Origin of the sequence: Micromonospora coriariae, assembly GCF_900091455.1 — a bacterium.
GTDB lineage: Bacteria > Actinomycetota > Actinomycetes > Mycobacteriales > Micromonosporaceae > Micromonospora > Micromonospora coriariae.
In genome coordinates, this window is the sequence record NZ_LT607412.1 from 6,433,885 (window position 1) to 6,460,593 (window position 26,709).

Below are 26,709 nucleotides of genomic sequence, written 5' to 3' on the forward strand. Positions count from 1 at the left end.
TCAGATCATCCTCTCCAGCACCACCAGAGAACGGTCCGGCACCCGGACGGTGCCACCCGCGCTGACGACCGTGACGTCGTCCGGTTCGGGTTCGGCGGTGCTGATCACCCGTTCCCACTTCTGGCCGTACTCACTGCCGGGCATGGTGAAGTCCAGCGGCGCGTCGTGGGCGTTGAAGCAGAGCAGGAACGAGGCGTCGTGGTGGCGCTGGCCGTACTGGCCGCGCTCGCGGATGCCCTCGCCGTTGACGAAGAGCGCCACCGAGCGGCCGAAGTCGTTGCCCCAGTCCTCGCCGGTCATCTCCCGCCCGTCCGGGGTGTACCAGGCCAGGTCCGGCAACGGCTCGTCGACCTCACGGCCGCCGACCGGCAGGCCGGTGAAGAACCGGCGGCGGCGGAACACCTGGTGCCGGGCCCGGAACGCGGTAAGCGTCCGGACGAACTCCAGCAGGTGCGAGTCGGCGTTGTCCCAGTCGACCCAGGCCAGCTCGCTGTCCTGGCAGTAGGCGTTGTTGTTGCCCCGCTGGGTGCGGCCCAGCTCGTCGCCGTGGCCGATCATCGGCACGCCCTGCGAGAGCATCAGGGTGGCCAGGAAGTTGCGCCGCTGCTTGGCCCGCAGGGCGAGCACCGCCTCGTCGTCGGTGTCGCCCTCGACGCCGCAGTTCCAGGACCGGTTGTGGCTCTCCCCGTCCCGGTTGTCCTCGCCGTTGGCCTCGTTGTGCTTGTCGTTGTACGACACCAGGTCGTTGAGCGTGAACCCGTCGTGGACGGTGACGAAGTTGATGCTGTGGAAGGGCCGGCGGCCGTCATCCTGGTAGAGGTCGGCGGAGCCGGAGATCCGGGAGGCGAACTCGGCCAGGGTAGCCGGCTCACCGCGCCAGAAGTCCCGCACGGTGTCGCGGTACTTGCCGTTCCACTCGGTCCACACCGGCGGGAAGTTGCCCACCTGGTAGCCGCCGGGGCCGACGTCCCACGGCTCGGCGATCAGCTTGACCTGGCTGACCACCGGGTCCTGCTGGACCACCTCGAAGAAGGTGGAGAGCCGGTCGACCTCGTAGAACTCCCGGGCCAGGGTGGCGGCCAGGTCGAAGCGGAAGCCGTCGACGTGCATCTCCTGCACCCAGTAGCGCAGCGAATCCATGATCAGCTGAAGCGAGTGCGGGCTGCGCACGTTGAGGCTGTTGCCGGTGCCGGTGTAGTCGACGAAGTAGCGGCGGTCCTCCTCGCTGAGCCGGTAGTAGCTGGGGGCGTCCACGCCCTTGAAGCTCAGCGTCGGCCCGAGGTGGTTGCCCTCGGCGGTGTGGTTGTAGACCACGTCGAGGATGACCTCGATGCCGGCCGCGTGCAGCCGCTTGACCATGCCGCGGAACTCCTGCACCTGCTGGCCGAGGCGGCCCAGCGCGGAGTAGCCGTGGTGCGGGGCGAAGAAGCCGATGGTGTTGTAGCCCCAGTAGTTGCGCAGTCCCAGATCGACCAGCCGGTGGTCGTGAATGAACTGGTGCACCGGCATCAGCTCGATGGCGGTCACGCCGAGCCGGGTCAGGTGCTCGATCATCGGCGGGGAGGCGATGCCCGCGTACGTCCCACGCAGTTCCTCGGGGATGTCCGGGTGGCGCATGGTCAGCCCCCGTACGTGCGCCTCGTAGATCACCGAGTGGTGGTACGGGGTGCGCGGCGGCTTGTCGTTGCCCCAGTCGAAGTACGGGTTGACCACCACCGACTTGGGCATGAACGCCGCCGAGTCGGTCTCCGACATCCGCTCCGGGTGCTCCAGGTCGTAGTCGTAGACCGCCGGGCCCCACGTCACGTCGCCGTCGATGGCCTTGGCGTACGGGTCGAGCAGCAGCTTGTGCGGGTTGCAGCGCAGCCCGTTCGCCGGGTCGTACGGCCCGTGCACCCGGTAGCCGTAGCGCTGTCCCGGCTCGATCCCCGGCAGGTACGCGTGCCAGACGTAGGCGTCCACCTCACGCAGCTCGACCCGCAGCTCGGCGCCGGTGTCCCACTCGTCGAAGAGGCACAGCTCCACCCGGTCGGCCAGCTCGGAGAAGATGGCGAAGTTGGTGCCCATCCCGTCGTAGGTGGCGCCCAGGGGGTACCGATCGCCCGGCCAGACCTGCATGTCGCTCCTTCAGCACCGTGATCATGTGCGCACCGCGCCACCAGTGCACCGGCGTGCCCGCCAGCGCGCATGCCGGTATTGCCCCTCGCCCCTTCGCGTCAATCCATCCTTTCAGGGGATGCCCGGAATCCACCTGTCTGATGCGCGCCAAACCTTCAGGTGTCTTCCGTCACCTTGGCCCCTCTCGGGATGCGCGACGGCGCTCGATGCCCTTTGCTTGTTCGGGGACGCGCCCGCGCGTACCCCTACTCGGCCTTCGGCCACCCCGACACCTCCCGCTTCGCCGCCACCGACGCCGGCGCGTACCACCATGCATGGACGGAGATTGATGTGACGACCCTGCGGGTCGGCGAGCAGCTCGCCGGCGCCACGGACCGGGTCCACCGACCCACCCTCACCTCCCGGCCCCAGGTTCCGGCGCAGTCCGGCCCGGGGGTGCCGCCGCAGACCCGCCGCATCCTGATGCTGTCGTGGGAGTACCCGCCGGTGCTCGTCGGCGGTCTCGGCCGACACGTCCACGCCCTCTCCGTCGCCCTCGCCGCCGCCGGCCACGACGTCACAGTCATCACCCGCCACGCCGACGACGCACCCCTGGAGGAATACGCCGACGGCGTACGCATCCTGCGCGCCCCCGAAGACCCCGTCACCTTCCCCCTGGCCACCAACTCCCTACTCGCCTGGACCATGGCCTTCAACCACACCCTCACCCGCACCGCCCTACGCGCCACCCAAGCCGGCACCTACGACGTCATCCACGCCCACGACTGGCTCGTCGCCCACACCGCCATCACGCTGCGCGACCACCTGGACCTCCCACTGGTGAGCACCATCCACGCCACCGAAGCCGGCCGACACCAAGGCTGGCTGCCCGAAGAGATGAACCGCACCATCCACGGCGTCGAACACTGGCTCAGCAACGAGTCCAACCGCGTGATCGTCTGCTCCGGCTACATGCGCGACGAGGTGAACGCGCTGTTCGGCGTACCGGCCGGCCGGGTCGACGTGGTCGCCAACGGGGTGGAGCCGCACCGCTGGCGGGTGCCCGCGCGTGCCGTGGCCGCAGCCCGCGCCCGCTTCGCCGACGACGGCCCGCTGGTCACCTTCGCCGGCCGCCTGGTGTACGAGAAGGGCGTGCAGCACCTGATCGCCGCGCTGCCCCGGCTGCGGGAACTCCACCCCGGGCTGCGTGCCGTGATCGCCGGCGACGGCCCGTACCGCGCGGAACTGGAGGCCGAGGTGCACCGCCGTGGCCTGGGCGGCATGGTCACCATGCCCGGCTTCCTGGGCGGCACCGACCTGCCGGCGTTGATGGCCGCCTCCGACTGCTTCGCGGTGCCGAGCATCTACGAGCCGTTCGGGATGGTGGCCCTGGAGGGCGCCGCGGCCGGGGCACCGCTGGCGGTGGCCGCCACCGGCGGCCTGGCGGAGATCGTCGAGCCGGGGGTGACCGGGATGACCTTCCAGCCGCACGACCCGGACGGGCTGACCGACGCCGTGCACGCGCTGCTGTCGGACCGGGACCGCGCCCGCGCGCTGGCCCGCCGTGCCCGGCAGCTGGTGCACGACCAGTACGGCTGGTCGGCAATCGCTCAGCGCACCGCCGCCGGTTACGCCGCCGCCATCGCGACCGATGCCGCGTTCACCGCCCAGCGCGCCGACCAGCGCATGTCCCAGGGCCGCACCCTGCCCGCGCTCCCCGACGGCAACCTGCTGGCCGCCGCCGGCCTGCGCTGAGGTGTAAGGAAGGGCCCCTTCTTAACGCCTGCGGTAGAGAAAGGGCCCCCTATTAACAACCGCACTACTGAACGCAGGCCAAGGGCCGCCGACCATGAGTCGGCGGCCCTTGGCCTATCGGAGTGTTAAGAAGGGGCCCTTCCTCTACACGAGGCGTTAAGAAGGGGCCCTTCCTTACGCGGTCAGCGGTCGGCGAAGGGGACGTAGTCCCGCTCGGCGGAGCCGACGTAGACCTGCCGCGGACGGCCGATCTTGGTCTCCGGGTCGTTGATCATCTCGCGCCACTGGGCGATCCAGCCGGGGAGCCGGCCGAGCGCGAAGAGCACAGTGAACATCTTCGTCGGGAAGCCCATGGCCTTGTAGATCAGGCCGGTGTAGAAGTCCACGTTCGGGTACAGCCGGCGGGAGACGAAGAAGTCGTCGGCGAGCGCGATCTCCTCCAACTCCATGGCGATGTCCAGCAGCGGGTCCGGCTTGGCCATCCGGCCCAGCACGTCCTGCGCGGCCTTCTTGACGATCGCCGCCCGCGGGTCGTAGTTCTTGTAGACCCGGTGGCCGAAGCCCATCAGCTTGACGCCGTCCTCCTTGTTCTTGACCTTGCGGACGAAGGAGCGGACGTCGTCGTCGCCGGTGTGGATCTGCTGGAGCATCTCCAACACGGCCTGGTTGGCGCCACCGTGCAGCGGGCCGAACAGCGCGTTGACGCCGGCGGAGACCGAGGCGAACAGGTTGGCGTTGCTGGAGCCGACCAGCCGGACGGTCGAGGTGGAGCAGTTCTGCTCGTGGTCGGCGTGCAGGACGAAGAGCATGTCCAGCACCTTCGACATCACCGGGTCGACCTCGTACGGCTCCGCCGGCACGCCGAACGTCATCCGCAGCAGGTTGTCCACGTACCCCAGCGAGTTGTCCGGGTACAGCAGCGGCTGCCCGATGGACTTCTTGTAGGCGTACGAGGCGATGGTCGGCACCTTCGCCATCAGCCGGACCGTCGAGATCTCCACGTGCTCGGAGTCGAACGGGTCCAGGCTGTCCTGGTAGAAGGTGGAGAGGGCGCTGACCGCCGACGAGAGCACGGCCATCGGGTGGGCGTCGCGGGGGAAGCCGTCGAAGAAGCGGCGCATCTCCTCGTGCAGCAGCGAGTGCCGCCGAATCCACTCGGTGAACTCGGTCAGCTGCTGCTCGGTCGGCAGCTCACCGTAGATGAGCAGGTACGAGACCTCCAGGAAGGAGGACTTCTCGGCCAGCTGCTCGATCGGGTATCCCCGGTAACGCAGGATCCCCGCGTCGCCGTCGATGTAGGTGATCGCGGATGAGGCAGCCGCGGTGTTCACGAAACCGGGATCGTACGTGGTCATCCCGGTTTCCTTCAGCAGCTTGCTCACCCCGATACCGGCGGGGCCCTCGACCGCAGGATGCACCGGCATCGACAGCTGCCCACCGGGGTGATCGAGCTTGACTTCCGTCATGTGGTTCCTCGCTTCGCCGGCAGATCTACGTTGAATTGCCTTCGCTTCTACCGTAATTGCGGCTCGGTCGACACCGCCCGCCGTGGTTCTGCGGTGAGGTATGCGTCACCCGATTCCCGACCGGACCGCCGGGAAACCCCTGCGAAACCACAGCGAGCCCAGCTCAGGACAGCGCGAGGCGTCGCAGCGTACCGTCCGCCGCCACCTGGTAGACGTCGAGTTGGTTGGTGCCGGCCCGGAACAGCTGGTCGTCGGTGAGCAGCGCGGCGAATCGGCGTCCACCGGGATCGGCCGGCACCACCGGCACCACCGCTCCGATCCGGCCGTTGACCGCCACCGCCAGCAGCGTGCCGTCCGGTATCCGGTCCGGCACGTCGCCCCAGACCAGCGCCGGCAGGGTGCCGGTGTCCGGATCCGTCGCCCGGAAGGCGGCCAGGTCGGCCACCCTGGCGCTGCCCCCGGCCGGACCGGCGCGTACCTCGGTGCCCACCAGGGGATGCGGTGGCGGCAGTGGCGGTGGGGCGGGCACCCCGCCGGGGAAGGTGACCGGTTCGCCGGGGCGGTCGTAGAAGTGCTTCGTGCCGTCGGTGCGCGGGGCCTGCCGGGCGGAGCGGCCGTCGACCCGCCACGGCAGCCGGATGCTCGCCTCGTCGGCCACGGTCGGCAGCAGGTCGACGTGTTCCCAGTTGCGGTCGTCCACCCGGCCGGACCGCTGCCCGGGCTCCTTGACGAACATCGGCACCCACGCCACCTCGCCAGCGGCGGCCTTGATGGCGTCCATCCCCCGGCCCTGGGCACCCGCCCGGAAGCTCACCCCGTGGTCGGCGGTGACCACGACGAGGGCCTGGTCGTAGAGGCCGCTGCCGCGCAGGGTGCGCAGCGTCTCGCCGATCAGCCGGTCGGTGTAGCCGAGCTGGGCGAGGTGCCGCTGTCGGGCCAGCTCGACCCAGCCGGCGCCGTCGTTGGGCAGGTCCTCCGGGGCGTCGTACCGCGCGCCGGACGGCAGGTACGCCCACGGCGAGTGCGGCATCAGCAGGTGCAGGAAGTGCAGGGTCGGTCGGGATGCCGGCTTCAGACCAGCCAGGAAGCTGGTGAACCGGGCCGGCTGGTTGTCGTCCAGGCTGTCCCAGCGGAACTTCGGATCGGCCGGCACCGGCTCGGCGGCGTCCAGGCCGGCCTCGGCGCGGGTCTTCTCCCGGTAGGAGTCCTCCGGGTCGACCCGGGTGGGCGTCGGCCCCGCGACCTGGCCGAGCAGCTTGCCGGTTTCCCGCACGAGCACGCCGAGCCCCTGCTCCGGCGCGACCGGCTGCTCACAGCGGCTGGGCGGGCAGAGCCGGGTGATGCTCTCCTCGGCGCGGATGTCGTACAGGCCGCCGAAGGCGGTGAAGATGTTGTCCGGGTACTGCGAGTAGTGCGGCGCGACGGACCGCGCCGGGTAGCGCCCGGTGAGCATCGCCGGCAACGCGTTGGGCGTCCAGCCACTGACCCCGGTGGCGTTGCGGTACCAGGTCGAGCCCCCGGCCAGCTCGGCGAAGTGCGGGTACCGGGCCGCGTCGATCCGCCCGTCGCCGCCGAGCAGGCTGACCAGCGGCAGTTCGTCGAGGATCAGCATGACCACCGGCGGGTGGCCGCCCGTACCCTGCGCGGTGCCGGCCGCGCCGCCGTCGCCGTGCGGCAGCACCACCGCCGAGGCGGGTGAGCCGAGCAGGAAGAGCGCCACGAAGGCCACCGGCCCGACGGCGGCCAGCCGCAGCACCCGGCTCGGCGCCCGCCACCGCCGGTGCGCGGCCGCGCCGGCCACGCCGGCCAGGCCCGCGACGAGCAGCAGGGGTACGCCCCGAAGCGGCGTCACGTGCCGGCCCACCTGCACGGCCAGGGCGGCCAGCAGCAGCCCGACCAGCCCGGTGTGGGTGAGCGCGCGAGCGTTCCGGCCGGCGAGGCGGCTCAGTGAACCGAGCAAAGCCACCGGCACTGTGGGCACCACCGCCACCAGGGCGAGCAGCAGCAGGATCTGCCCCGGGTCGGCCCGGTGGAAGAGGAAGAAGTCGGGACTGCGGCCGAGCACGTCCAGCAGCGGCTGGGTCACCACCAGCCCGACCAGCGCCACCACCTCCAGCAGGCGGCACAGCTCACCGCGCCAGCCCCGGTCCCACCGCCCGGTCACCGGCTTCGCGGCCGGCGCGCCCGGCGGGAGTGCCGACGCTGGTTCAGCCACCCATCACCGCCCGGTAGAGCGTGCGGGTGCCCGAGGGCAGCTCCAGACGATCGGTGATCCGTCCCCGGGCCGCGAGCAGCCGCTCGAAGGTGTCCCGCCGGTAGTCCGGAAAGAGTCCCTCGGGCTTGTTGGCGAGCAGCCGGCGGGCCATCGGATCCTCCGGATGCACGAACTCCACCACCACCGCACCTCCCGGCGCCGTCAGCCCCGCCAGCCAGTCGATCACCTCCGGCAGCGGCACGTTGCGCCCGATCGCCAGGTGGTGCACCACGGCCAGGGCGAGCACCGCGTCCGCCGACGCCCGCTCGGCGAACCCGGCGCGCTCGACGCCCCGCCAGCCGCCACCGGGCGACGGGTCGGCCAGATCGAGCACCAGCGGCAGGATCCGGCGGTGGCCCTCGGCCCGCAGCGCCCGGTACAGCTCGTCGACCACGGCCGGGTCCTGCTCGACGGCGACCACATAGTCGGCGTGCCCGGCCGCCAGCCGGGCGTACCGGCCGTCGTTGGCGCCGAGGTCGAGCACCAGGCGCGGCCGGGCGCCGGCGGTCAGCGCGGCGGACACGAACCGCTCCTTGGCCGCCCGGTCCTGGGCGGAGTAGCCGCAGGTGCGCTGGTAGTCCGACCAGTGGCTGCCCGCCGGGCGACGGTCCAGCTTGCGGACGAGTTTCTCGATGCCACGCACGGTGGCCAGCAGCAGCTCCCGGGAGTAGCCGGCGGCCCGCAGCTGGGCGCGTACGTCGGTGGTGCTGGCGGCGGCGTTGCGTTGCTGCATCGCGCCGTGCAGGTGCACGTGGGTCAGTACGCCGGGGCGCAGCCGGCGGGCTCCGGCGAAGAGCGGGCGGAGCTGGTCGGCCTCGATGCCGTCGACCCGGGCGCGCAGCCAGGACTGGAAGTCCACCCCCAGGTGGGCGGTGAGCAGCAGCGGGTAGAGCACGGTCTGGCAGAACTGCCGGTAGCCGGCCCACGGCTCGCCGTCGCGTACCGGTTCGAAGGAGCCGATGTCGATGAAGACCGCCTCGGCGCCGCGCCACTGCAGGTTGTAGGCCGAGCCGTCCTTGGTGGTGAACCCGTCGGCGAGCGCGGCGCGCAGGATCTCCAGGTGCAGCAGCGCGGCGTCGCGCAGCATGGTGAAGGACCACTCGTACGGGTGGGAAACGAAGGGGATGCGTTCGTGGCGCAGCACCGCCGCCCACGGATCTGCGGCGGACGCGGGCACCAGCGCCGGTGGCGCGTCCTCGGTGGCGCAGACCTTGCCCGCGGCAACCAGCGCCGGAAAGAAGGCGGTGGCTCGCAGCGCCCGCCAGTGCTCGGCGGCCTGCGCGTCGAGCCCACGCAGCACCTCGTTGCCGACGTGGAAGACCCGGTTGGCCGGGTCGCGGAAGGAGGCCGGCTCGGGCCGGGCCGCCGCGGGTGAGATCGCCATCGCCGGGACCGGCCGACTCACCGCTGGTCGGTGGGCTGTCGGCGGAACCGGTCGACCAGGCGTCGCCAGTAGAGTTTGGCGGCGACCGCGGCCCCGGCCACCCCGCCCACGACCGCCTGCACGATCAGGCTGCCGGATCCCGCGTCCAGGTAGGCCAGATGGATCACCGATCGCTCCTTCACTCGCCGTCTCGACACCGGAGTCCCGGGCGTACAGCGGTGAGGCTTTTTGACCCAGAAAGCCGGACTTGTCCCTCACCGTACGCCGATCGTCCTCGCCGTAGCGGACACATCGGCGTACTCCCAGCCTCGCCACAGAAAGCGACAGCACCGACGGCTGGACGAGGCGTGTGCCGGCACCGCGACCGTGCCGTGGTGGGCCTCCACCACCGCCGCCACGATCGCCAGGCCGAGGCCGGTGCTGCCGTGTGTGCCCGGGACCGGGAGCTGTCGCCGCGGGCGAACCTCGCGAACATCTCCGGTTGCAGCTCCGCCGGCACTCCGGGCCCGTCGTCGGCGACGGTGAGCACGGCCGCGTCCCCCTCGACGTTCAACGTGGTCGTCACCACCGTGCCGGGCGGGTGCACCCCGGCGTTGGCCAGCAGGTTCGCCACCACCTGGTGCAGCCGGGCGGCGTCGCCAGGAACCCGGATCACCACCTCGGGAAGGTCGAGCCGCCAGGCATGTCCCCCATCGTGGGCGCGGTGGCTGTGGCACGCCTCTGCGGCACCTGTGTGCCAGCTGTGCGGACGGGTCGGCGGCGGATGGGTGTCACCGCCGGTCAGCCCCGCCGTGGGGTCACTCGGACACCCCGTACGGGTCGGTGCGCACGAACCGCATGCTCCAGCCGCCCACGCCGTCGGGCCGGTCGCGCTCGTAGAGGTGGTCGGGCCCGGCCTGCACCGGCCCTGTGCCGTCCGGGTGCCGCATGATCCAACGCGGCGGCGGGGCGCCGTCCGGGCCGGCCGGCACGTCCCGGACCAGGCCGTCGGCAGGCCCGCCGACGAAGCGTACGGTGACCTCGCCCATCGCCGCGTCCCCTCGGGTGACCGTGCCGGCACGTCCGGTGACACCGGCCCTGGCTCGCAAGCTACCGCACCCAGCGTCGGTGCCGCAGCGGGTGCGCAGGCCCCGCGGCTCACGATTCGCCCGACGGTTTGCCCAGTTCGGGGGCCGGGTACCGCGAACGGAGCAACCGCCGCCGGCGGGACGAGGGCGAGGAGCGGTCGATGCGCACGCTGGACGGGCGATACCGGCTCGAACGGCGCATCGGCGTCGGCGGCATGTCCGAGGTGTGGCGAGCCCACGACCGGGTGCTGGACCGGCCGGTCGCGGTGAAGCTGATCTCGCCCGGCGCGGACGGCCAGCACGGCCCGGTGGAGCGCATCCAGGCCGAGGCGCGCTCCGCGGCACGCCTGGTGCACCCGAACGTCGCGAGTGTTCACGACTTCGGCACGTCCTCCTCCGCACTGCCCGGTCGCCAGGTGCCGTACATCGTGATGGAGTTGGCCGAGGGGGAGACACTCGCCGCGCACCTGCGGGCCGGTCCGCTGGACTGGCGGATCTCGGTGCGGGTGTGCGCGGAGGTCGGCGCGGCGCTGGCGGCCGCGCACGCGAACGGCATCGTGCACCGCGACGTCAAGCCGGCCAACGTCATGCTCACCCCTTCGGGGGTGAAGGTGCTCGACTTCGGCATCGCCAGTCCGGCCGGGGCGCCGGATCCGATGCCGGAAGGGATGATCGTCGGCACTCCGGCGTACCTGGCGCCCGAGCAGTTCGACGGCGCGTCGCCCACCCCGGCCGCCGACATGTACGCCCTCGGCGTGCTGCTCTACTACTGCCTCACCGGCCGGCTGCCGTACCCGGCGGACAGCACCATCGAGCTGCTGGGCGTACGCCGTCGCCGGCCACCGGACCCGCTGCCCGAGATCGCCGGGCTCCCGCCGGAGGTGGCCGAACTGTGCCATTCCTGCCTGGCCGAGGACCCGGCGCGGCGACCGACCAGCCTGGTCGCGGCGCTGTTGCTGGCCGAGGCCGTGGACGCCCGGGTGTACGTGCCGATGCTGGTGCCCACGGCACGCCGACCGGCTCCGACGTCGCCCTGGACCGAGCAGGCCGCGATGGAGGCCACCGAGGCGGTGCGGGTGGCCGACGGGCCGGACCGGTCCGGCGGGCGCTGACCGCTCGGCGTTTCGCTGCGCGCCGGCCGGGAAGTCGGGTCGGTGAGCGACGGGAGGAACGCGATGCCGGATCCGAGTTCCTGGCTGCATGAGGCCACCGCGACCGCCGAGGGCGGCCACGTACGCACCGACGATGGCGGACTCTCCTCCGCGCTGGCCTCGCCGCTGGCAGCGCACTGCACCGGGTTGAGGCCGGAGCAGTTGTTGGCCGCCGCCTTCGCGTCCTGCCTGCACCACGCGGCGGTGGAGGCGGCCGGGGAGATCACCGACGAGTCGCACACCGTTCAGGTGCGGGCCGAGGCGAAGCTGGGGCGCGACGACGATGGTCTCTACCGGGCCGATGTGCACGCCTCGATCTCCTCGGCGGGGCTGAGCCGGCAGCAGCTGGCCGATCTGGTCGAGTACGCCGACCGGCTCTGGCCGTTCTCCAGTGGCGACAACAGCCGGCACCGGTTGACCGTCACCCCGGCCGAGAACGGCCGGCACTGATCTGGTCGCCACCCGGGTCGTCGGTCCACCGAACGGCCACGCCCAGGTCCCGGGTGTTCGTTGGACCGGGCATCGGCCATAAGGATGAGTGGTGACGGGCCGCCGAAGAGGATGCCGCTGGCGTTGACGGCGACCGACTTCGGCCGGCGAATCGGGAATACCCGGCTGACCCGAAGGGCGTAGTTGATCAGCTTTGCGGAGCTGTTGCCCCCTATTGTCGCCAAGATCGGGGCAAATTGTGGCGCATGCCACCGTACGGGCCGGTGGCATCGGGAAAGCAGTTCTCTAGCCTCGGCGAGTGCATCGCGACGACCCCTCCGACCAGAAGCTGACCGACGCGCGCCCGACCGCCCTTTCGAGCGACGCCGCATCAACCGAACGGACGATCGGCCGTCACCGGGCCGCCGAACCACCCCGCCGCGCCCTGCTCGGCTCGACCTCGCTCCGGGTGGCCCTGGCCACCGGTGTCACCTGCTGCCTGAGCCTGGTCGCGGTCGCCACCGCCCGGGGCGGCGAGGACAGCGTCCGCCCCGCGGAGCCGCTGGCCGAGGCGATTGCCAACCGCGCCGCCATCGCCGACGAGCGCGCCTCCCGGTCGCTGGACCGCGACGCCGCGCCCGCGCGGATCATGCCCAGCCCGACCCCGAAGCCCACCCCCACCCGCACCGCCGTGCGCAAGGCGGTCAAGAAGCCGGTCAAGCCACGCCGACCCCGACCGGTCGCCGGACTCGACCAGGCCCAGATGGACAACGCCAAGATCATCGTGGACGTCGGGCTGGAGATGAAGATGCCGCGCCGCGCGCTGGTGGTGGCACTGGCCACCGCCATGCAGGAGAGCAACCTCTACAACCTGGCCAGCGACGTGCTGCCGGAGTCGGCGCAGTACCCGAACCAGGGCAGCGGCTCCGACCACGACTCGGTCGGCCTGTTCCAGCAGCGGCCCAGCAGCGGCTGGGGCACGGTGGCCGAGCTGATGCGCCCGTCGTACGCCGCGCGGGCCTTCTACGAGGCGCTCAACGAGATCCCGGGCTGGCAGGACATGAGCGTCACCGCCGCCGCCCAGGCCGTGCAGATCTCCGCCTTCCCCGACGCGTACGCCCAGCACGAGGAGCGGGCGACGACCGTCGCGGCGGCCCTCACCACCTGAGCGCGGACGGTGGTCGCCAGGCGACCGTCGACCCGCGGTGCGTGTCAGCGGCTGTGCGCGCCGTCCCGCCCGGCCGGCGGCTCCATGCCCACGTCCCGACCGCCGGCGGCCACCCGCGTCGCCGGTACGCCCGTGCCCGCCGCCGCGGTCGGGGTGTCGGTGGGTACCGGCTCGGCGGTCAGGCCGTCGAGAATCTCGTCCACCCGCGCCTCGCGTCGCCGTCGGGCGTCCAGCGCCGCCTCGAAGTCGCGCCGGGCCTGCATGGCCTCCGCGTACGCCCGCTCGCGTACCTGCCGGGCCTCCTCGCGGGCCTCGTCCAGCTCGATCCGGGCCTGGGCCAGGATCTCGGCCGCCTCCCGCCGCACCCCGTCGCCAGCGCGCCGGGTGTTCGCGGCGTCGCCCAGATCCAGCCGCTGGAGCAGCCCGCTGAGCCAGGTCGCCTCCTCGCGGATCTCGTCCCAGACCCGGGCGGTCCCGGCGGCGCCCTCCGCCCGCGCCGCGAGCCGGGACAACCGGATCCCCAGCTCATCCAGGCAGGAGTCCACCTGCCGCTGGTCGTAACCGGTCTCAACGACGGAGAACCTCATGCTGTCGCCCCCCAGGCAGCTGCTGTTTCTTCCCACCTGGATCCTCGGTCGCGACGGGAGCGGCCGAGGGGGTTCGGGAAAATTGTTCAGCATCCGAGCACGCGGGGCGCGGCGATCGGCGATCCCCGGGCCGGCGTGGATGATGCCGCCCGGTCCCGCCGGAGACGTCAGGCGCGCTTCGGCAGCACGACCACCCGGCCGAAGAACTCGTCGATGCGGCGCACCACCTCGTTGAAGTCGTCCAGGTCGATCGGCTTGGTGACGTACGCGTTGGCCTGCAGCGTGTAGCTGCCCACGATGTCGGTGTCCGCGTTCGACGTGGTCAGCACCACGATGGGGATGGTCCGCAGGTCCTCGTCCTGCTTCACCGCGCCGAGCACCTGCCGCCCGTCCATCCGGGGCATGTTCAGGTCCAGCAGGATGACGTCCGGCCGGCGGGCATTCAGGTGCCGCCCCTCGGCGCGGAGGAACTCCATCGCCTCCTCGCCGTCGCTCACCACGTCGATGACCTTGTCCACATCGGAGTCCGCCAAGGCTTCCTCGATCATCAGCACGTCGCCCGGGTCGTCGTCCACCACCAGGATGCGTACCGGATGCGGGCTGTCTGCGCCCATCACTACCTGCCTCGGCTCAGCGGGGACGGGACCAGACGGTCACCGTGTCGGCGGGGAAATCTAGCCCATCAGGGGGCGCTGTGGGCCGCCGGGTCGACGGCGTCCGGTTGGTAGTGCAACACGTCGGCGAGGCCGGTGACCCGCAACACCCGCTCGACCCGCCCGGTGGCGCCGGTGAGCCGCAACCAGCCGCCCTCGGCGGCGGCCCGGTTGTCCCCCCGCACGAACACGGCCATGCCGGTGGAGTCGCAGAAGGTGAGATCGGTGAGGTCGAGCAGGACGCGGCTCTCGCCCGCGTCGGCAAGCCGGTCGATCGCGGCGGCCAGCTCGGGCGCGGTGCTCAGATCAAGCTCACCGGCGAGCCTCAGGCAGTAGCCATCGCCGTCGCGCCCGGCGTGCCTGACGCTGAACGTCACCGTGCTCCCCCTCGCTCCACCGTTGGGTGGGACGTTTGCAGTGCGGCAAGTATAAGCAGGGGCACCCGGCCGAGCGCATGGCGCGGTGATCGGCAGCGAACGCCGCAGGTCGGCGATCAGGGGGCGGTACTGCCCCCGACGACGGGCAGCACGGCCCGGCCCAGGGTCAGCGCGCGCACCGCCCGGGGGAAGTCGCGCAGCGCGGCGGCGTAGTGCTCCAGGGGCAGGTCCACCGCCGCGGCGGGCACCCCACGGCTGGTCAGGATCCCCACCAGCCACTGGACGAACTCGGTGAACAGCGAGGCGTCGTCGACGTAGAGCGCCGCGGCCAGGAAGTCGATGATGTGGCCCAGGTCGCTCACGGTCGAGTCGAGCTGGGCGGCCGTGTACGCCCGCGTCGCCGGCACCCGCTCGCGCAGGTCGGCCAGCGCGCTGTCGATCAGCTCACCCCGGCGCCGGACCAGGCTGGCGTACTCGTCGTCGGCCAGGTGCGACAGCTGTGCCGGTGGCACCCGACGCAGCGCCCGCTCGTCGGCGATCAGCTCCGCCGCCGCCGGCGCGTCCGCCGCCCAGGGGGCGCCCAGCCGACGGGTCCACCGCCCGTCCGCACCGAACCCGCGCCCGCCGACCACCACCGGCACGTCCGAACGGCGGCACGCCTCGATCATGCGGTGCGCGTGCGGCAGCCGTACCGGCAGCGCGCAGGCCAGCGCCACCGCGTGCGCGTCGTGCTGGTGCAGGTACGACACCAGGTGCGCCGCCGGGACGCTCGCGCCCAGAAAGGTCACCTGCCACCCACGCAGCCGCAGCACCTCGGCCACCAGCCGGGGCGGCAGCGCGTGCCACTCACCATCCATGCAGGCCACGACGACCCGCCCGCCGGTCGGACGCGGGTTGGCGTGCGCGGCGACCGCCGCCACCACCCGCTCGCTGATGTGGGTGGCGGCGTGCTCCTGGGCGACGCTCCACTCGTTGCGCGCCCACCGCTCGCCCACCTCCGACTGGGCGGGCGCGACCAGGTCGAGCAGCACCCGCTCGGCCGGCAGGCCCGCGTCGAGCAGGCCGAGCGCCAGGTCGATCGCGGCGTACTCGTCGGCGTCGGCGAGGCAGTCCAGATAGCCGGGGTAGACGTCGGTCAGGTCGGCTGCGGTGGACGGCCCGGTCACGCTCACGTCTCCCTCTGCTGGTCGGCCCTGGTCGGTGTGGGAACGGCGTGCAGGTGCCGTGACGGTCGCCCGTTCGGGCTGACCGCGCGCAGCGCCAGCACCGCGATGTCGTCGTGGTCGCCGTGCGCCAGCCAGTCGCAGGTGACCTGCTCGACCCGCTCGGCCAGGGCGGGTGCCGGCATCCGCTGGCAGCCGGTCACCGCGGTGACGAGCCGCTCCGGGCCGAACTGCTCGTCGCCACGACGGCCACCACGGGCCTCGGTCACCCCGTCGCTGTAGAGCAGGCATGTCTCGCCCGGGGCCAGTCGCACGGTCACCTCACCGACGCGTGGGTCGGGCACCACGCCGATGAGCATGCCGCGCAGCGGGACGGTCTCCACCTCGCCGGAGGCGCGCAGCACCAGCGGCGGCAGGTGCCCGCCGCCGGCCATGGTGAGGGTGAGACCGCCCTCGCGCTCCAGCCTGGCGACGCCGAGCACGATGGTGGCGAAGCGGCCCTGGCCGTGCGCCTGGGTCGTCTCCAGCAGCGCGTCGTTGAGCAGCCGCAGCAGCCGCCCGGGGTGCGATTCCACCCGGTGCAGGGCCTGCAGGCACTGGCGCAGCTGGCCGGTGAAGACCGCCGCCTCGACGCCCTTGCCCGAGACGTCACCGAGGAAGAACAACGAGCCTCCGTCGGCGAGCCGATGCGAGCCGTAGAAGTCGCCGCCGATCCGCAACCCCGCCTGCGCCGGCCGGTACGCGGTGCCCCACTGCACGCCGGCGGTCTCGGCCGGCTCCACGGGCAGCAGGCTGGCCTGGAGGGTGTCGGCCACCTCCGCCTGGTCGCGGTAGAGCAGCGCGGTGGTCAACGCCGCCCCGGCCCGGGCCGCGAAGGCGCGGATCAGCTCCACGTCGCCGTCGTCGTACGGGCGGGTGGCACGGCGGGCGACCAGCAGCACCCCCGCCGGGGTGTCTCCGCCCGGCAGCGGGACGACCCGAGCGGCGCTGTCGGCACCGGGCAGGCCGGGCAGCCAGCCCGCGTCGACCGCCTGCTCCACCAGCCAGTCCACCGCGTGCGGCTCCGCCCCGGTCAGCCCGTCGGCGATGGCCGTCGGCAGGTCGCCGCCGGCCAGCACGCCGCTGTCCACCATCGGCGCCTCGTCGTCCGCCCGTGAGGCCCGCCACCAGCGGGCCCTCCCCGAGCGCGGGGCGAGCACCAGGACGGCCACCTCGGCCAGGGACGGCACGGCGAGCCGGACGACCGCCGCGGCGGCGCGGTCGGGGTGCAGCGGGTTGCCCAGCTTGTCGCCCACCACGGCCAGGAAAGCCGAGCGGGCCCGCTCGGCGAGGAGCGCGTCGGCGCGGCTGGCGCTCTCGGTGACGTCCTCGACATACCAGCAGCAGCGGGCGCCGGACAAGGGCACGCAGCGCGCGGTGAGCCGGCGTCCACGATGGGTGAAGCCGCCCGGGCTCCCGTCGCTCAACGCGGGCACGCCGGCCGCGGCGAGCAGCTCACCGGGCACCACCTCGGGCAGCAACCGCTCGGCCACCGGGCTGATGTGCCGCACGACGCCGTCCGCGTCGCAGACGACCAGACCCTCGCGGAAGTGCTCGACGACCTCGGACCAGTCGGGCGGGACCTGACCGCGGTCGGGGGCCAGCGGCGGCAGGGCGCCCCCGGGCCGGGCCGGGGCGTCGGCGGACCACGCCGGCGCCCGTGTGGTACTCGGCGTGGAGATCCGTCCGTCGCCCGGGTCCCAGTCCCTGACGTCGGCAGCAGTCACCAGCTGAGCCTCACTCCTTGTCGTTCACCCCGGCCGCGCCGGAACCGCGATCGGCGATCGAACTGTCCCGCCCACCCTACGCCGGGCGGCCGGGAGCGGCACCTCACGGCAGCTGGGAGGCGGATCGCCCACGCCACCGTCGCGGCGCTCACGCCCCCGGATTTGCGTTCGGTCCGGCTGCTGAGAACATGGAGGAATGTCCCGGCAGCAGTTGACCATCGAGGTGACCCGGCTCGATGGCGGGCAGGTCCGGCTGCGGCTGGCCGGCGAGCTCGACTACGACAGCGCGCCCGACCTGATCGCGGCGGCGGACGAGCTGCGCGGCGACGACCACCAGCCCTTGATGGTCGACCTGACCGGCGTGAGCCTCTGTGACTCGTCCGGGCTCAGCGCCCTGCTCGTGGTGCACCGCGCCGCCGGGGCGATCCGGCTGACCGGTGGCAGCCCGCAGCTCCAGCGGATGCTGGACCGCACCGGGCTGGCTGAGCTGCTGGCAGTGGAGCACGCCGACGGCGACCTGCGCGCCATCGGCTGATCGGCGCGGCGCGGGCCGCCCCCGGAAAGGGGGGTGGCCCCCGACCCTGGGACCTGGGGTCGGGGGCCGGAGGAATGTCTAGGGTGCGGTCATCGGCTGGAGCCGGGGCCCGCTTTCGCGTAGCTCGCCGGTCGGCTCGGCGTCGGCGTCCTCGGGTGCCCCTGAATCAGGCGTCTGGTACAGGTAGCGGACAAAATCCGCACCGGACTCGTTGTCGTCCGCGCCCGGCCACTGGCCGATGCAGTCCATGCCGACCACCTCGCGGCCGGTCCCGTCGGCCTCCTCCAGCAGCGCCCACAGGCTCACCGGGTAGCACCGCGTGGCGTCGGGCGTGAGCTGCCAGCGGGCGTACCAGCCGGGTCGAGCGGGGACGATCTCGACGATCCGTTTCATGACGACCTTCCTTCCGCGTACCTCGGAAGAACTCCGGTCCTGATCTGATCCTGGGGGCAGGGCGGGTGAGCGCCCATCACCCGCCCCGGATGAAGCCCACCGATGCCCGGCCGGCCTGCCCCGGCGGCGTCCGTTTCGGCGCCCCGGACGGCGGGAAGGCGACGAACGCAGGCACGATCCCCAGCGGAAGGGGTGTCATCACCATGCGTAAGCAGATGGAGGGCGACAACCAGCGGCGCCGGGCACTGGCCCGGCAGGCCCGCGAACAGGGTCGCCAGCCCAGCGAGTTCGGCGCCAGCCTCAGCGCCTCCAAGCAGATCACCAGCCTCGATCAGGGCAGGCGGGCCGGACCGGGGCCGGCCGGACGCCACAAACCGGACAGCACGCGCGGCGGACCGGCGCCGCCGCAGCTCGGCACGCCGGACAATCCCAGGCCGCAGTCCCCGACGCCGGAGTCGGCGGGGACCAGCAGCATGGGCTACAACGAGCTGGTCGAGGACGTCCGGCGCCGGGCCGGCGTCGACTTCAAGACGGCCAAGGTGGGCACCGAGGCGACAGTGCTGGTCCTCGCCTTCGCGCTGGAGGCGGCGGAGCGGCAGCGGCTGCTCACGGCGGTACCGTCGTCGTTGCACGATGTGCTGCCCGTCGACGGCGTCGAGCGGCACCGCGACCTGCCCGGCTTCCTGGCCGAGGTGGGCCGGATCAGCGGCCGCACCCCGGAACAGGCCCGATACCAGGCGGAGGCGACGCTCGCCGCGCTCGCCGCGCAGGACGGCGACCTGGTCGAGTCGCTGCACGTACCCGACGGCCTGCGGGACCTGTTGAACCCGCCGGAGGCCGGTGGTGGTCTCGTCGGCGCCTCCACCACCACACCCACCCTGGACGCGGCCGAGCTGCGCGCGGCGCTGGACGACCTGCCGTACTGGGCCGGCGACAGTGACGCCCTGTACCGGGTGGTCGCGCTGCCGCCGGACAACCTGGACCGGGTGCTGGACCGGCTCGACCGGCTGCGCCAGGAGACCGGACGCGCCCCGAGCATCGGGCGCCCCGGAGACACGGCCGCCGTGCTGACCGTGCGGACCAACCAGGCGGACGGGGTGACCGCGCTCGACGTGGACCTCGCCCACCGGATCGACGACGCGATCGACGAGGTGGGTGCCGGGATGGCCGCCGGCTGACCGGGGCACATCGGCGCACGCGGGCCGGCGGCGCGGGCAACACGCCCCGTGCCGCCGGCCCTTCGCCGTGCCGGGCCACAGGCGGCGCTCCCCGGCGGCTCGGCTAGCGTGCCGGACATGAACCGCGCCGCCGACCGGCTGGAACTGGCCGCCGATCCGGTCCGCCGGACCGGGCGGATGCTGCTCTCCGGCGGCGTCGAGCAGTCGTACGTGGACGTCGACGATCCCCGGCACCTGCACTTCGAGTACGTCCGGCGGATCGCCTCAGCGGTGGAGCTGGCGGCCCCGGCGGGCGACCCGCTGAGCGTGCTGCACCTGGGCGGCGGCGCGTTGACGCTGCCCCGTTGGCTGGCCGCGACCCGGCCCGGCTCCCCGCAGCGGGTCATCGAGCGGGACCCGGCGGTGGTCGAGCTGGTCGCCCGGGAGCTGCCGCCGCTGCCGCCCGAGGTGGAGGTGCAGATCGCCGACGCCCGGGAGGCCGTCGCCGCCAGCCCGGCCGGCCGGTACGACCTGGTGATCGCCGACATCTACCGGGCGGCGCGGATGCCACCACACGTACGCACCGTGGAGTTCGCCGCCGAGGTGGCCCGCACCCTGCGCCCGGATGGGTTGTACCTGGTCAACGTCACGGACCTGCCGCCACTGGTCGGCACCCGGGTGCAGGTGGCGACGCTGCGGGCGGTCTTCGGCGACGTGTGCGTGCTCGGCGACCGGCGGATGCTGCGCGGCCGGCGCTACGGCAACCTGGTGCTCGCCGCCACGCCCCGCCCCGGCGGGCTGCCGGTCGGCCGGCTGGCGGTGGCCGCCCTGCGCGACCCGGTGCCCGGCGGGCTGCTGCACGCCGCCGCGCTGGACGGCTTCGTCGCCGGCGCCCGACCGGTCACGGACGCCGACAGCATCGACCAGAAATGACCACCCGATCCCTGGGCGATCGGCCGCACACCGCCGGGTGATCAGCGCCGGTGCCGGGTTTCCGGAGGTGAGCGCCGGGAAGCCGCGCCGGATGAGCAACGCCGACACGCGGGTGACCGCTCGCCGGACCCTGATCGTGATCGGTCTGGTGCTGGCGACCGTGTTCGCGCTGGCCTTCGTGTACGCGACCCGCCGGGTGCTGGTCTGGGCCGTGGTGGCCGCCTTCTTCGCCGTCGCGCTCAAGCCACTGGTGGACCGGCTCCAACGGCTGTGGGTGCGGCGACGCGCGTTGGCCACGCTGCTCGTGTTCCTCGCCGCGTTCGTGGTGGTGGCGGTCCTGGCCACGGTCATCCTGGCGCCACTGCTGAACGAGCTGGGGCGGTTCGCCGAACGGGCGCCGGACCTGCTGCGCGACGCTCGCGCCGGCCGCGGCCCGCTGGGGCAACTGCTGGAGCGCTTCGGCGTTCGACGGTACGTGTCCGAGCACTCCGAGCAGCTGCGCACCTTCGGCACCCGGCTGCGTCAACCTGCCGTCGGCGTGCTGCGCGGCGTCGTGGAGACGGTCGCCGGGCTGGTCACGGTCATCGTGCTGGCGTACCTCATGGTGCTGGAGGCGCCGCGGATCACCGGTCGCGTGCTCGCGGCGGCCGGGGACGGCCAGCGCGAGCGGTTGCGCCGGGTGGGCCGCGAGGTGTCGCGCACCGTGACCGGCTACCTCACCGGCAACCTGGTGATCAGCGTGATCTGCGGGGCGTTGACCTTCGTGGTGCTGGCGCTCACCGGTGTGCCGTTCGCCGCCGTGATCGCCCTGCTGGTGGCGGTGGCGGACCTGATCCCGCTGGTCGGGGCGACGCTGGGAGCGGTGATCGCGGCCGGAGCGGGGTTCCTGCACTCCCCCACCGCCGGCGTCGTGGTGCTGGTCTTCTTCGTTGTCTACCAGCAGGTGGAGAACCACCTTCTGCAACCACTCATCCTGGCCCGCGCGGTCCGGCTGAACCCGCTGACCGTCCTGGTCAGCGTGCTGCTCGCGGCGGAGCTGGCCGGCCTGCTCGGCGCGCTGCTGGCCATTCCCGCCGCCGGCATCGTCCAGACCCTGCTGCGCGAGTACGGCCCGGCCCGGCTGCGTCCCGACCCGCCGGCCGGTCCCGCCGACCCGCGACGCCGACCGGCCGGTCCCGCCCACCAGGGCTGACCGGCCGGATCGGCAGTGCTCAGCGGGACCGGGCCGCGACCTCGGGTGAGGTGCTCTCCAGCGGGACCGCGTTCGCCGGGACCAGGCCCAGCTGTGCCGCCTGCCGGGCGAGCGTGGCGTCCAGCGCCCAGTCGGCGCTGACCCTCGTCCGGTTCCCCGGCATCGCCATCAGGTGGTACGCGCGGGTGACCGCCTTCGCGGGCAGCCCGGCCAGCGGCACGTGCAACGGGTTCGCCGCCGCGGCCTTGCCGCCCAGGTCGACCACCCAGCCCAGGTCGTGGTGCTTGTACGGCTTGCGCTGGCCGAACCCGTAGGACGCGGCGATGTTGTGCGCCACGCGTTTGCCCTGCCGCTGGGCGTGCTGGGCGGTCATCGTGCAGATCTGGCCGGGGCGGGTCAGGTCGGGCACCGCTGCGGCGTCGCCGCAGGCGTACACCTCGGGGTAACCGGGGACGGTGAGGAACTCGTCGACCACCAGACGGCCCTTCTCGGTGCGCAGGCCCAGCTCGCTGACGAACGGGTCGGGGCGCACCCCCACACACCACACCAGCGTGCAGGTCGGCACGTAGTCGCCGTCGGTGAGCTTCACCCCGTCGGCGGTCGCCTCGGCCACCGAGGTGCCCATCCGCACGTCCACCCCGCGCCGGTCGAGCACCTTCTGCGCGGTCTGCGACATCCGCTTGTCCAGCTCGGGCAGCACCCGGGGGGCGATGTCGAGCAGCATCCAGCGGGGACGGACCGTGAGCCGGGGCCGCTGGGCCTGCAACGCGTCGGTGAACAACTGCCCGTGCGCGGCGACCTCGGTGCCGGTGTAGCCCGCGCCGACCACCACGAAGGTTGACCGGGCACGCTGCTCGGCCGGGTCCTCGGCCTGCTCGGCCAACTCGATCTGGCGGATCACGTGGTCGTGCAGGTAGACCGCCTCGGGCAGGCCACGGAAGCCGTGCGCGTACTCGGTCACCCCGGGGATGGGCAGCAGCTTGTTGACGCTGCCCACGGCGAGCACGAGCCGGTCGTACGCCAGCCGGTTCTTGTCCCCCTCCGGCTGGGTGAAGCCGACCCAGCGGTTCTGCAGGTCCACGTGGTCCGCCTCGCCGATCACGACCCGCACGCCCTTGAGCGTCCCGGTCAGCGGCACGGCGATCCGCTTGGGCTCGACCACGCCGGCGGCCACCTCGGGCAGCAGCGGCAGGTAGAGGAAGTAGTCGGTGGAGTTCAGCAGCACGATCTCGGCCCGGTCCCGGGCGAGGCGGCTCAACGTCTTCGCCGCGTGGTACCCGGCGAACCCGGCTCCCACGACCACCACACGAGGTTTCGTCATTGCGGGCCGTTTCCCGCAGCAGCCCGGGACAAACGTCAAACTCAGCTCGGCTGGAGCCGGAGGTGACCGCTGGTGCCCACCGCCTCCAGCCCCCACTCCTGGCCGAAGGCCCGCACACGATCGGCCGTGATCCGGCCCAGTTCGGCCGGGATGTCCGGGTCCAGCAACAAGCGCCCCTGCTCCGGGTTGAGCCCCAGCATCGCGCGGATCAGGGCCAGCGGGGCGCCGGCCGCCCACGCCTGCGGGCTGCACGCGGTCGGGAACGGCACGGCGAACACCATCCGCTCCCGCGCGAAACCGCTGAGCGCCTCGGGCAGCCGATGACCGAACTGCTCCGCCGCCTCGAACAGCGCCAGACTGATCCGGTTCGCCTCGGCCCGGTAGCCGTAGCGGGCCAGGCCGAGCACCGCTATCGAGTTGTCGTGCGGCCAGACCGTGCCGAGGTGGTAGCCGACGGCGTTGTACAGCGACTCCTCGCGGGACAGCGTGCGGATGCCCCAACCGGAGAACATGTCCGGCGACATGAGCTGGCGCACCACGGCGTCGGCCCGCTCCGATGGCACGATCCCGCTCCACAGCAGGTGACCCATGTTCGAGGTCTTGGAGTCCACCCGGTTCTTGTCTCCGTCCAGGGCGACGGCGTAGTAGCCGCCCCGCTCCTCGATCCAGAAGTCCCGGTTGAAGCGCTCGTACAGGGTGCCGGCCTCGTCGCGCAGCCGCATCGCCAGCGCGGGATTGTCCAACGGCCCGTCGAACAGCTCGGCCAGCCGCAGCTTCGCGTCGTAGGTGTAGCCCTGCAGGTCACAGGTGGCCAGAGGGAGCACCGGGATCCGGCCGTCGGCGAAGCAGACGCCGTCCGGGGAGTCCCGCCAGCACTGGTTTCCCAGCCCTTCCGGTGAGCGGGTGGCGTACTCGACGTACCCGTCGCCGTCCCGGTCGCCGTACACGTCGATCCAGTTCAGCGCGGCCAACGCGTTGTCCCGCAGGCGCTGGACGGTCTCGTCGTCACCGGTCCAGCGCCAGTACTCGGAGAGCAGGATCAGCCAGAGCTGGGTGGCGTCGGCGGTGCCGTAGTACGGCCCGTACGGCTTGAGCCCGCTGCGGGTCAGCTCACCGCTGCGCACCTCGTGCAGGATCTTGCCCGGCTGCTCGTCGGCGAAGTCGTCGCACGTGTCGCCCTGCAGGCGGGCCAGCCCCAACAGGGCACCCCTGGCCAATGCCGGTCCCGCGACCAGCGTCTGGTAGGCGGTGATCAGCGTGTCGCGGCCGAAGACGGTGAGGAACCAGGGCAGTCCCGCGCCGGGCAGCATGATCCGCTGGCCCTTGACCTCCAGGTCCAGTCGCAGCGCCGAGATGTCGTCGCGGGACTGGCGCACGGTCCGCTCCAGCGGCTGGTTGTCGCTGCGCAGCACGGCCCGGTCCTCGGTCCACCGGCGCAGCGGGTCGTCGGCCCGGCCATGGATGATGTCGGCGATGTCGCCCCGGACCGGCTCGACCACCCCCATCCCCGGCGGCAGCGGCACGTGCAGGTCCACCTGCCACTGCTCACGCGGGGGCAGGTACAGGTCCCAGACCAGCTCGTCCCCCTCGACGCGGTCCGCCGGCGCCTGGCAGCGCACCCTGGTCTCGGCCGAGAATCTCCCCTGCCCGTAGGAGAAGCACAGCTCGGCCCCATCGGCGGCGTGGTTGCGGACGATCTCCGCGGACCGGTCCCGGACCACCGACTTGACCTCGAACAGGTCGGCGAAGTCGGCGGCGACGGCCAGCCGCAGCTCCACCCGGACCGGCTCCGGCCGGAACGACCGCACCTCCACCCGCTCATGGAAGCCGTCGCCGACATAGCGCAGTCGTTCGACGCCCAGACTGTTCAGCGGCAGTCCGGGCAGCTCGGGGTTGGTGAGGACGTACTGCGCCGAGTAGTGCTCGATGGTTTCCGCGCGCAGCGCCAGCAGTTCGCTGCCGTTGACGGTCAGCGTCCAGCCGCTGATCAGCCGGGTGTCCAGGTGCACGAGCCCACCGATGCTGCCCGGCGGCACGTCCCCCCGCGAATTGGAGTACAGGAACGTGGGGCCACTGAGCACGGCCAGCGAGTCGGGCCCCAGCTCGGGCGGCATGGCGCGCTGGTCCCCGCCCTCCCCGGGCGCCTCCGGTCGCACTCCGGGAGTGGGATCCGCGGGGGTCGCGCGCACGGCAGCCATGGCACCCACGGTAGGAACGGGCGACACGAGGTGTCATCACCCGGTCCGGGTGAAAGCCCGCTGAACATCCACGCCCGGCGATATGGACAGACGCCTCCATCGATGGGGAGGATGCCGGAATGGGATCTGACGACACCGGCGCAAAGCCCACGAGGTCCACCCGCCGCACCTTCCTGTCCGCCTCCGCCGCCGCCACCGCGGCGACCGCCGCCACCGCGGCGGTGCCCGCGCTCGCCGCGCCGGCCACCGCCGACGCCCCGCCGTCCGGCCCGGGCCGCCCGGCACGCCCGCAACGGCCCGACCGCGAGCTGCGCGAAATGCTGCGCCAGGTCGATCCGCGCCGCATCGAGGCGATCGTCCGCCGGCTGGCCGCGTTCGGCACCCGGCACACCCTCTCCAGCCAGGACGACCCACAGCGGGGCATCGGCGCCGCCCGGGACTGGATCTTCGCCCGCCTCCAGGAGTACGCGGCGGCCTCCGGCGGCCGGATGACCGTGGAACTCCAGTCGTACATCCAGCAACCGGCTTCGCGGATCCCCACCGCGACCCGGATCACCAACGTGGTCGCCACCCTGCGCGGGACGACCTCGCCGAACCGGACGTACGTGGTGACCGGCCACTACGACTCCCGGGTCACCGACGTGATGGACGCGGTCAGCGATGCGCCCGGCGCCGACGACGACGCCTCCGGCGTGGCCGTGGTCATGGAGCTGGCCCGGTTGATGGCCAGCCGGCCCACCGCCGCCACAGTCGTCTTCGCGGCGGTCGCCGCCGAGGAGCAGGGGCTGTACGGCTCGGCGTACCTGGCCCAGCAGCTCAAGGCGGCCGGTGCGGACGTGCAGGGCATGTTCAGCAACGACATCGTGGGCAGCAGCACGGCCGACGACGGTACCCGCGACCCGTACGCGGTGCGGCTGTTCGCCGAGGGCGTGCCGACGGCGGAGACCCCTGCGGAGGCGAGCACCCGGCAGTCCGTCGGCGGCGAGAACGACTCGCCTTCCCGGCAGCTCGCCCGGTTCGTTCGGGACGTGGCGGAGAACGCCACCACCGGAATGCGGGTACGGGTCATCTACCGGCGGGACCGCTACCTGCGCGGCAGCGACCACATCTCGTTCCTTCGCCAGGGTTGGCCGGCGGCGCGGTTCACCGAGCCGAACGAGGACTTCGCCCACCAGCACCAGGACGTCCGGGTGCAGGACGGGCAGCAGTTCGGTGACCTGCCGGAGTTCTGCGACTTCGGGTACATCGCCCGGGTGGCCCGGGTCAACGGCGCGGCGCTGTGGTCGCTGGCCCAGGGGCCGGGCACGCCCAAGGGTGCCATCATCGTGACCACCGACCTGACCAACAACACGACTCTGCGCTGGCAGCGCGGAACCGAACCGGACCTGGCCGGCTACGAGGTGCTGTGGCGTGAGACCACGGCCGCCGAGTGGCAGCGAGTCATCCCGGTCGGTGACGTCACCGAGGTCAGCGTCGACCTGTCCAAGGACAACGTCTTCTTCGGCATCCGCGCCGTTGGCCGTGACGGCCTGCGCAGCCCTGTCGCGTTCCCCCGGCCGGGCAGCTGAGCGGCGGGGGCGGCCGGGGCGGACCGTTCGATCGTCCCGGTCGTCCCCTTGGCGGCCTGGCGTCCACTGAATTCACAATGTCGAAACCCGGCGCC

23 protein-coding genes and 1 pseudogene are annotated in these 26,709 nt (G+C 72.7%); 9 read left to right on the plus strand and 15 right to left on the minus strand.

Annotated features, from left to right (window positions below; genetic code table 11):
• On the minus strand, positions 1-2,118 hold the full coding sequence (gene glgX, locus GA0070607_RS30020; protein ID WP_089021210.1) for a glycogen debranching protein GlgX: 2,118 nt from the start codon (positions 2,116-2,118) through the stop codon (positions 1-3).
• Between the two features lie 330 nt (positions 2,119-2,448).
• Between glgX and GA0070607_RS30025 the strand changes: the two genes are divergently transcribed.
• Positions 2,449-3,852, plus strand: coding sequence for a glycosyltransferase family 4 protein (locus GA0070607_RS30025; protein WP_089021211.1), 1,404 nt, complete (start codon positions 2,449-2,451; stop codon positions 3,850-3,852).
• 182 nt (positions 3,853-4,034) lie between these two features.
• Here the strand turns inward: GA0070607_RS30025 and GA0070607_RS30030 are convergent, their stop codons facing one another.
• The 6 genes and pseudogenes from GA0070607_RS30030 to GA0070607_RS30050 form a co-directional block, all read right to left on the minus strand.
• Positions 4,035-5,318 carry a citrate synthase gene (locus GA0070607_RS30030; RefSeq protein ID WP_089021212.1) on the minus strand — a complete coding sequence of 428 codons (1,284 nt, stop codon included), beginning with the start codon at positions 5,316-5,318 and terminating at the stop codon, positions 4,035-4,037.
• 163 nt (positions 5,319-5,481) lie between these two features.
• The gene (locus GA0070607_RS30035; RefSeq protein ID WP_089022191.1) at positions 5,482-7,482 is read right to left on the minus strand and encodes a sulfatase-like hydrolase/transferase; all 2,001 of its coding nucleotides are present in this window, start codon (positions 7,480-7,482) and stop codon (positions 5,482-5,484) included.
• A 43-nt stretch (positions 7,483-7,525) separates the two neighbouring features.
• Complete coding sequence (locus tag GA0070607_RS30040; RefSeq protein ID WP_089022192.1) at positions 7,526-8,956, minus strand: class I SAM-dependent methyltransferase; 1,431 nt, start codon at positions 8,954-8,956, stop codon at positions 7,526-7,528.
• A 17-nt stretch (positions 8,957-8,973) separates the two neighbouring features.
• On the minus strand, positions 8,974-9,123 hold the full coding sequence (locus GA0070607_RS32870; protein WP_007459587.1) for a hypothetical protein: 150 nt from the start codon (positions 9,121-9,123) through the stop codon (positions 8,974-8,976).
• Positions 9,124-9,210: 87 nt separating this feature from the next.
• Positions 9,211-9,641: pseudogene (locus GA0070607_RS30045) on the minus strand (sensor histidine kinase); the annotation flags it as partial.
• Positions 9,642-9,753: 112 nt separating this feature from the next.
• Positions 9,754-9,984, minus strand: a complete 231-nt coding sequence (locus GA0070607_RS30050; protein WP_089021213.1) for a hypothetical protein — start codon at positions 9,982-9,984, stop codon at positions 9,754-9,756.
• A 200-nt stretch (positions 9,985-10,184) separates the two neighbouring features.
• Here GA0070607_RS30050 and GA0070607_RS30055 point away from each other — a divergent pair, with 200 nt between their 5' ends.
• From GA0070607_RS30055 to GA0070607_RS30065, 3 genes are all read left to right on the plus strand, one after another.
• Complete coding sequence (locus GA0070607_RS30055) at positions 10,185-11,135, plus strand: serine/threonine-protein kinase (RefSeq protein WP_089021214.1); 951 nt, start codon at positions 10,185-10,187, stop codon at positions 11,133-11,135.
• Positions 11,136-11,198: 63 nt separating this feature from the next.
• Complete coding sequence (locus tag GA0070607_RS30060; protein ID WP_089021215.1) at positions 11,199-11,624, plus strand: OsmC family protein; 426 nt, start codon at positions 11,199-11,201, stop codon at positions 11,622-11,624.
• Positions 11,625-11,922: 298 nt separating this feature from the next.
• Positions 11,923-12,771, plus strand: coding sequence for a hypothetical protein (locus tag GA0070607_RS30065; RefSeq protein ID WP_172899131.1), 849 nt, complete (start codon positions 11,923-11,925; stop codon positions 12,769-12,771).
• Between the two features lie 44 nt (positions 12,772-12,815).
• Here the strand turns inward: GA0070607_RS30065 and GA0070607_RS30070 are convergent, their stop codons facing one another.
• The 5 genes from GA0070607_RS30070 to GA0070607_RS30090 form a co-directional block, all read right to left on the minus strand.
• Positions 12,816-13,358, minus strand: a complete 543-nt coding sequence (locus GA0070607_RS30070; RefSeq protein ID WP_089021216.1) for an ATP synthase subunit B family protein — start codon at positions 13,356-13,358, stop codon at positions 12,816-12,818.
• A 167-nt stretch (positions 13,359-13,525) separates the two neighbouring features.
• Entirely contained in the window at positions 13,526-13,972 is a 447-nt protein-coding gene (locus GA0070607_RS30075) for a response regulator (RefSeq protein WP_089021217.1), read from the minus strand.
• Between the two features lie 68 nt (positions 13,973-14,040).
• Positions 14,041-14,388 (minus strand): STAS domain-containing protein, encoded by a 348-nt coding sequence (locus GA0070607_RS30080; protein WP_089021218.1) that lies wholly within the window; start codon positions 14,386-14,388, stop codon positions 14,041-14,043.
• Between the two features lie 116 nt (positions 14,389-14,504).
• Positions 14,505-15,554, minus strand: a complete 1,050-nt coding sequence (locus GA0070607_RS33915) for a cobalamin B12-binding domain-containing protein (protein WP_089021219.1) — start codon at positions 15,552-15,554, stop codon at positions 14,505-14,507.
• A 2-nt stretch (positions 15,555-15,556) separates the two neighbouring features.
• The gene (locus tag GA0070607_RS30090) at positions 15,557-17,317 is read right to left on the minus strand and encodes a PP2C family protein-serine/threonine phosphatase (protein ID WP_089021220.1); all 1,761 of its coding nucleotides are present in this window, start codon (positions 17,315-17,317) and stop codon (positions 15,557-15,559) included.
• A gap of 196 nt (positions 17,318-17,513) precedes the next feature.
• On the opposite strand from GA0070607_RS30090, the gene GA0070607_RS30095 reads away from it, so the two are divergent.
• On the plus strand, positions 17,514-17,852 hold the full coding sequence (locus GA0070607_RS30095; RefSeq protein ID WP_089021221.1) for an STAS domain-containing protein: 339 nt from the start codon (positions 17,514-17,516) through the stop codon (positions 17,850-17,852).
• 78 nt (positions 17,853-17,930) lie between these two features.
• On the opposite strand, the gene GA0070607_RS30100 is transcribed toward GA0070607_RS30095, so the two are convergent.
• Complete coding sequence (locus GA0070607_RS30100) at positions 17,931-18,245, minus strand: hypothetical protein (protein WP_089021222.1); 315 nt, start codon at positions 18,243-18,245, stop codon at positions 17,931-17,933.
• Positions 18,246-18,448: 203 nt separating this feature from the next.
• Here GA0070607_RS30100 and GA0070607_RS30105 point away from each other — a divergent pair, with 203 nt between their 5' ends.
• The 3 genes from GA0070607_RS30105 to GA0070607_RS30115 all read left to right on the plus strand — a co-directional run bounded on the left by GA0070607_RS30105 (position 18,449) and on the right by GA0070607_RS30115 (position 21,527).
• Positions 18,449-19,423, plus strand: a complete 975-nt coding sequence (locus GA0070607_RS30105; RefSeq protein WP_089021223.1) for a DUF2267 domain-containing protein — start codon at positions 18,449-18,451, stop codon at positions 19,421-19,423.
• 117 nt (positions 19,424-19,540) lie between these two features.
• Positions 19,541-20,335 carry a spermidine synthase gene (locus GA0070607_RS30110; protein ID WP_089021224.1) on the plus strand — a complete coding sequence of 265 codons (795 nt, stop codon included), beginning with the start codon at positions 19,541-19,543 and terminating at the stop codon, positions 20,333-20,335.
• Between the two features lie 67 nt (positions 20,336-20,402).
• Positions 20,403-21,527 (plus strand): AI-2E family transporter, encoded by a 1,125-nt coding sequence (locus GA0070607_RS30115; protein WP_231930521.1) that lies wholly within the window; start codon positions 20,403-20,405, stop codon positions 21,525-21,527.
• 19 nt (positions 21,528-21,546) lie between these two features.
• Here the strand turns inward: GA0070607_RS30115 and GA0070607_RS30120 are convergent, their stop codons facing one another.
• Complete coding sequence (locus tag GA0070607_RS30120; RefSeq protein ID WP_089021225.1) at positions 21,547-22,848, minus strand: NAD(P)/FAD-dependent oxidoreductase; 1,302 nt, start codon at positions 22,846-22,848, stop codon at positions 21,547-21,549.
• Between the two features lie 41 nt (positions 22,849-22,889).
• Positions 22,890-25,046, minus strand: a complete 2,157-nt coding sequence (locus GA0070607_RS30125) for an amylo-alpha-1,6-glucosidase (RefSeq protein WP_089021226.1) — start codon at positions 25,044-25,046, stop codon at positions 22,890-22,892.
• 119 nt (positions 25,047-25,165) lie between these two features.
• Here GA0070607_RS30125 and GA0070607_RS30130 point away from each other — a divergent pair, with 119 nt between their 5' ends.
• The gene (locus tag GA0070607_RS30130; RefSeq protein WP_089021227.1) at positions 25,166-26,614 is read left to right on the plus strand and encodes a M20/M25/M40 family metallo-hydrolase; all 1,449 of its coding nucleotides are present in this window, start codon (positions 25,166-25,168) and stop codon (positions 26,612-26,614) included.
• The last annotated feature ends 95 nt before the right edge of the window (positions 26,615-26,709 follow it).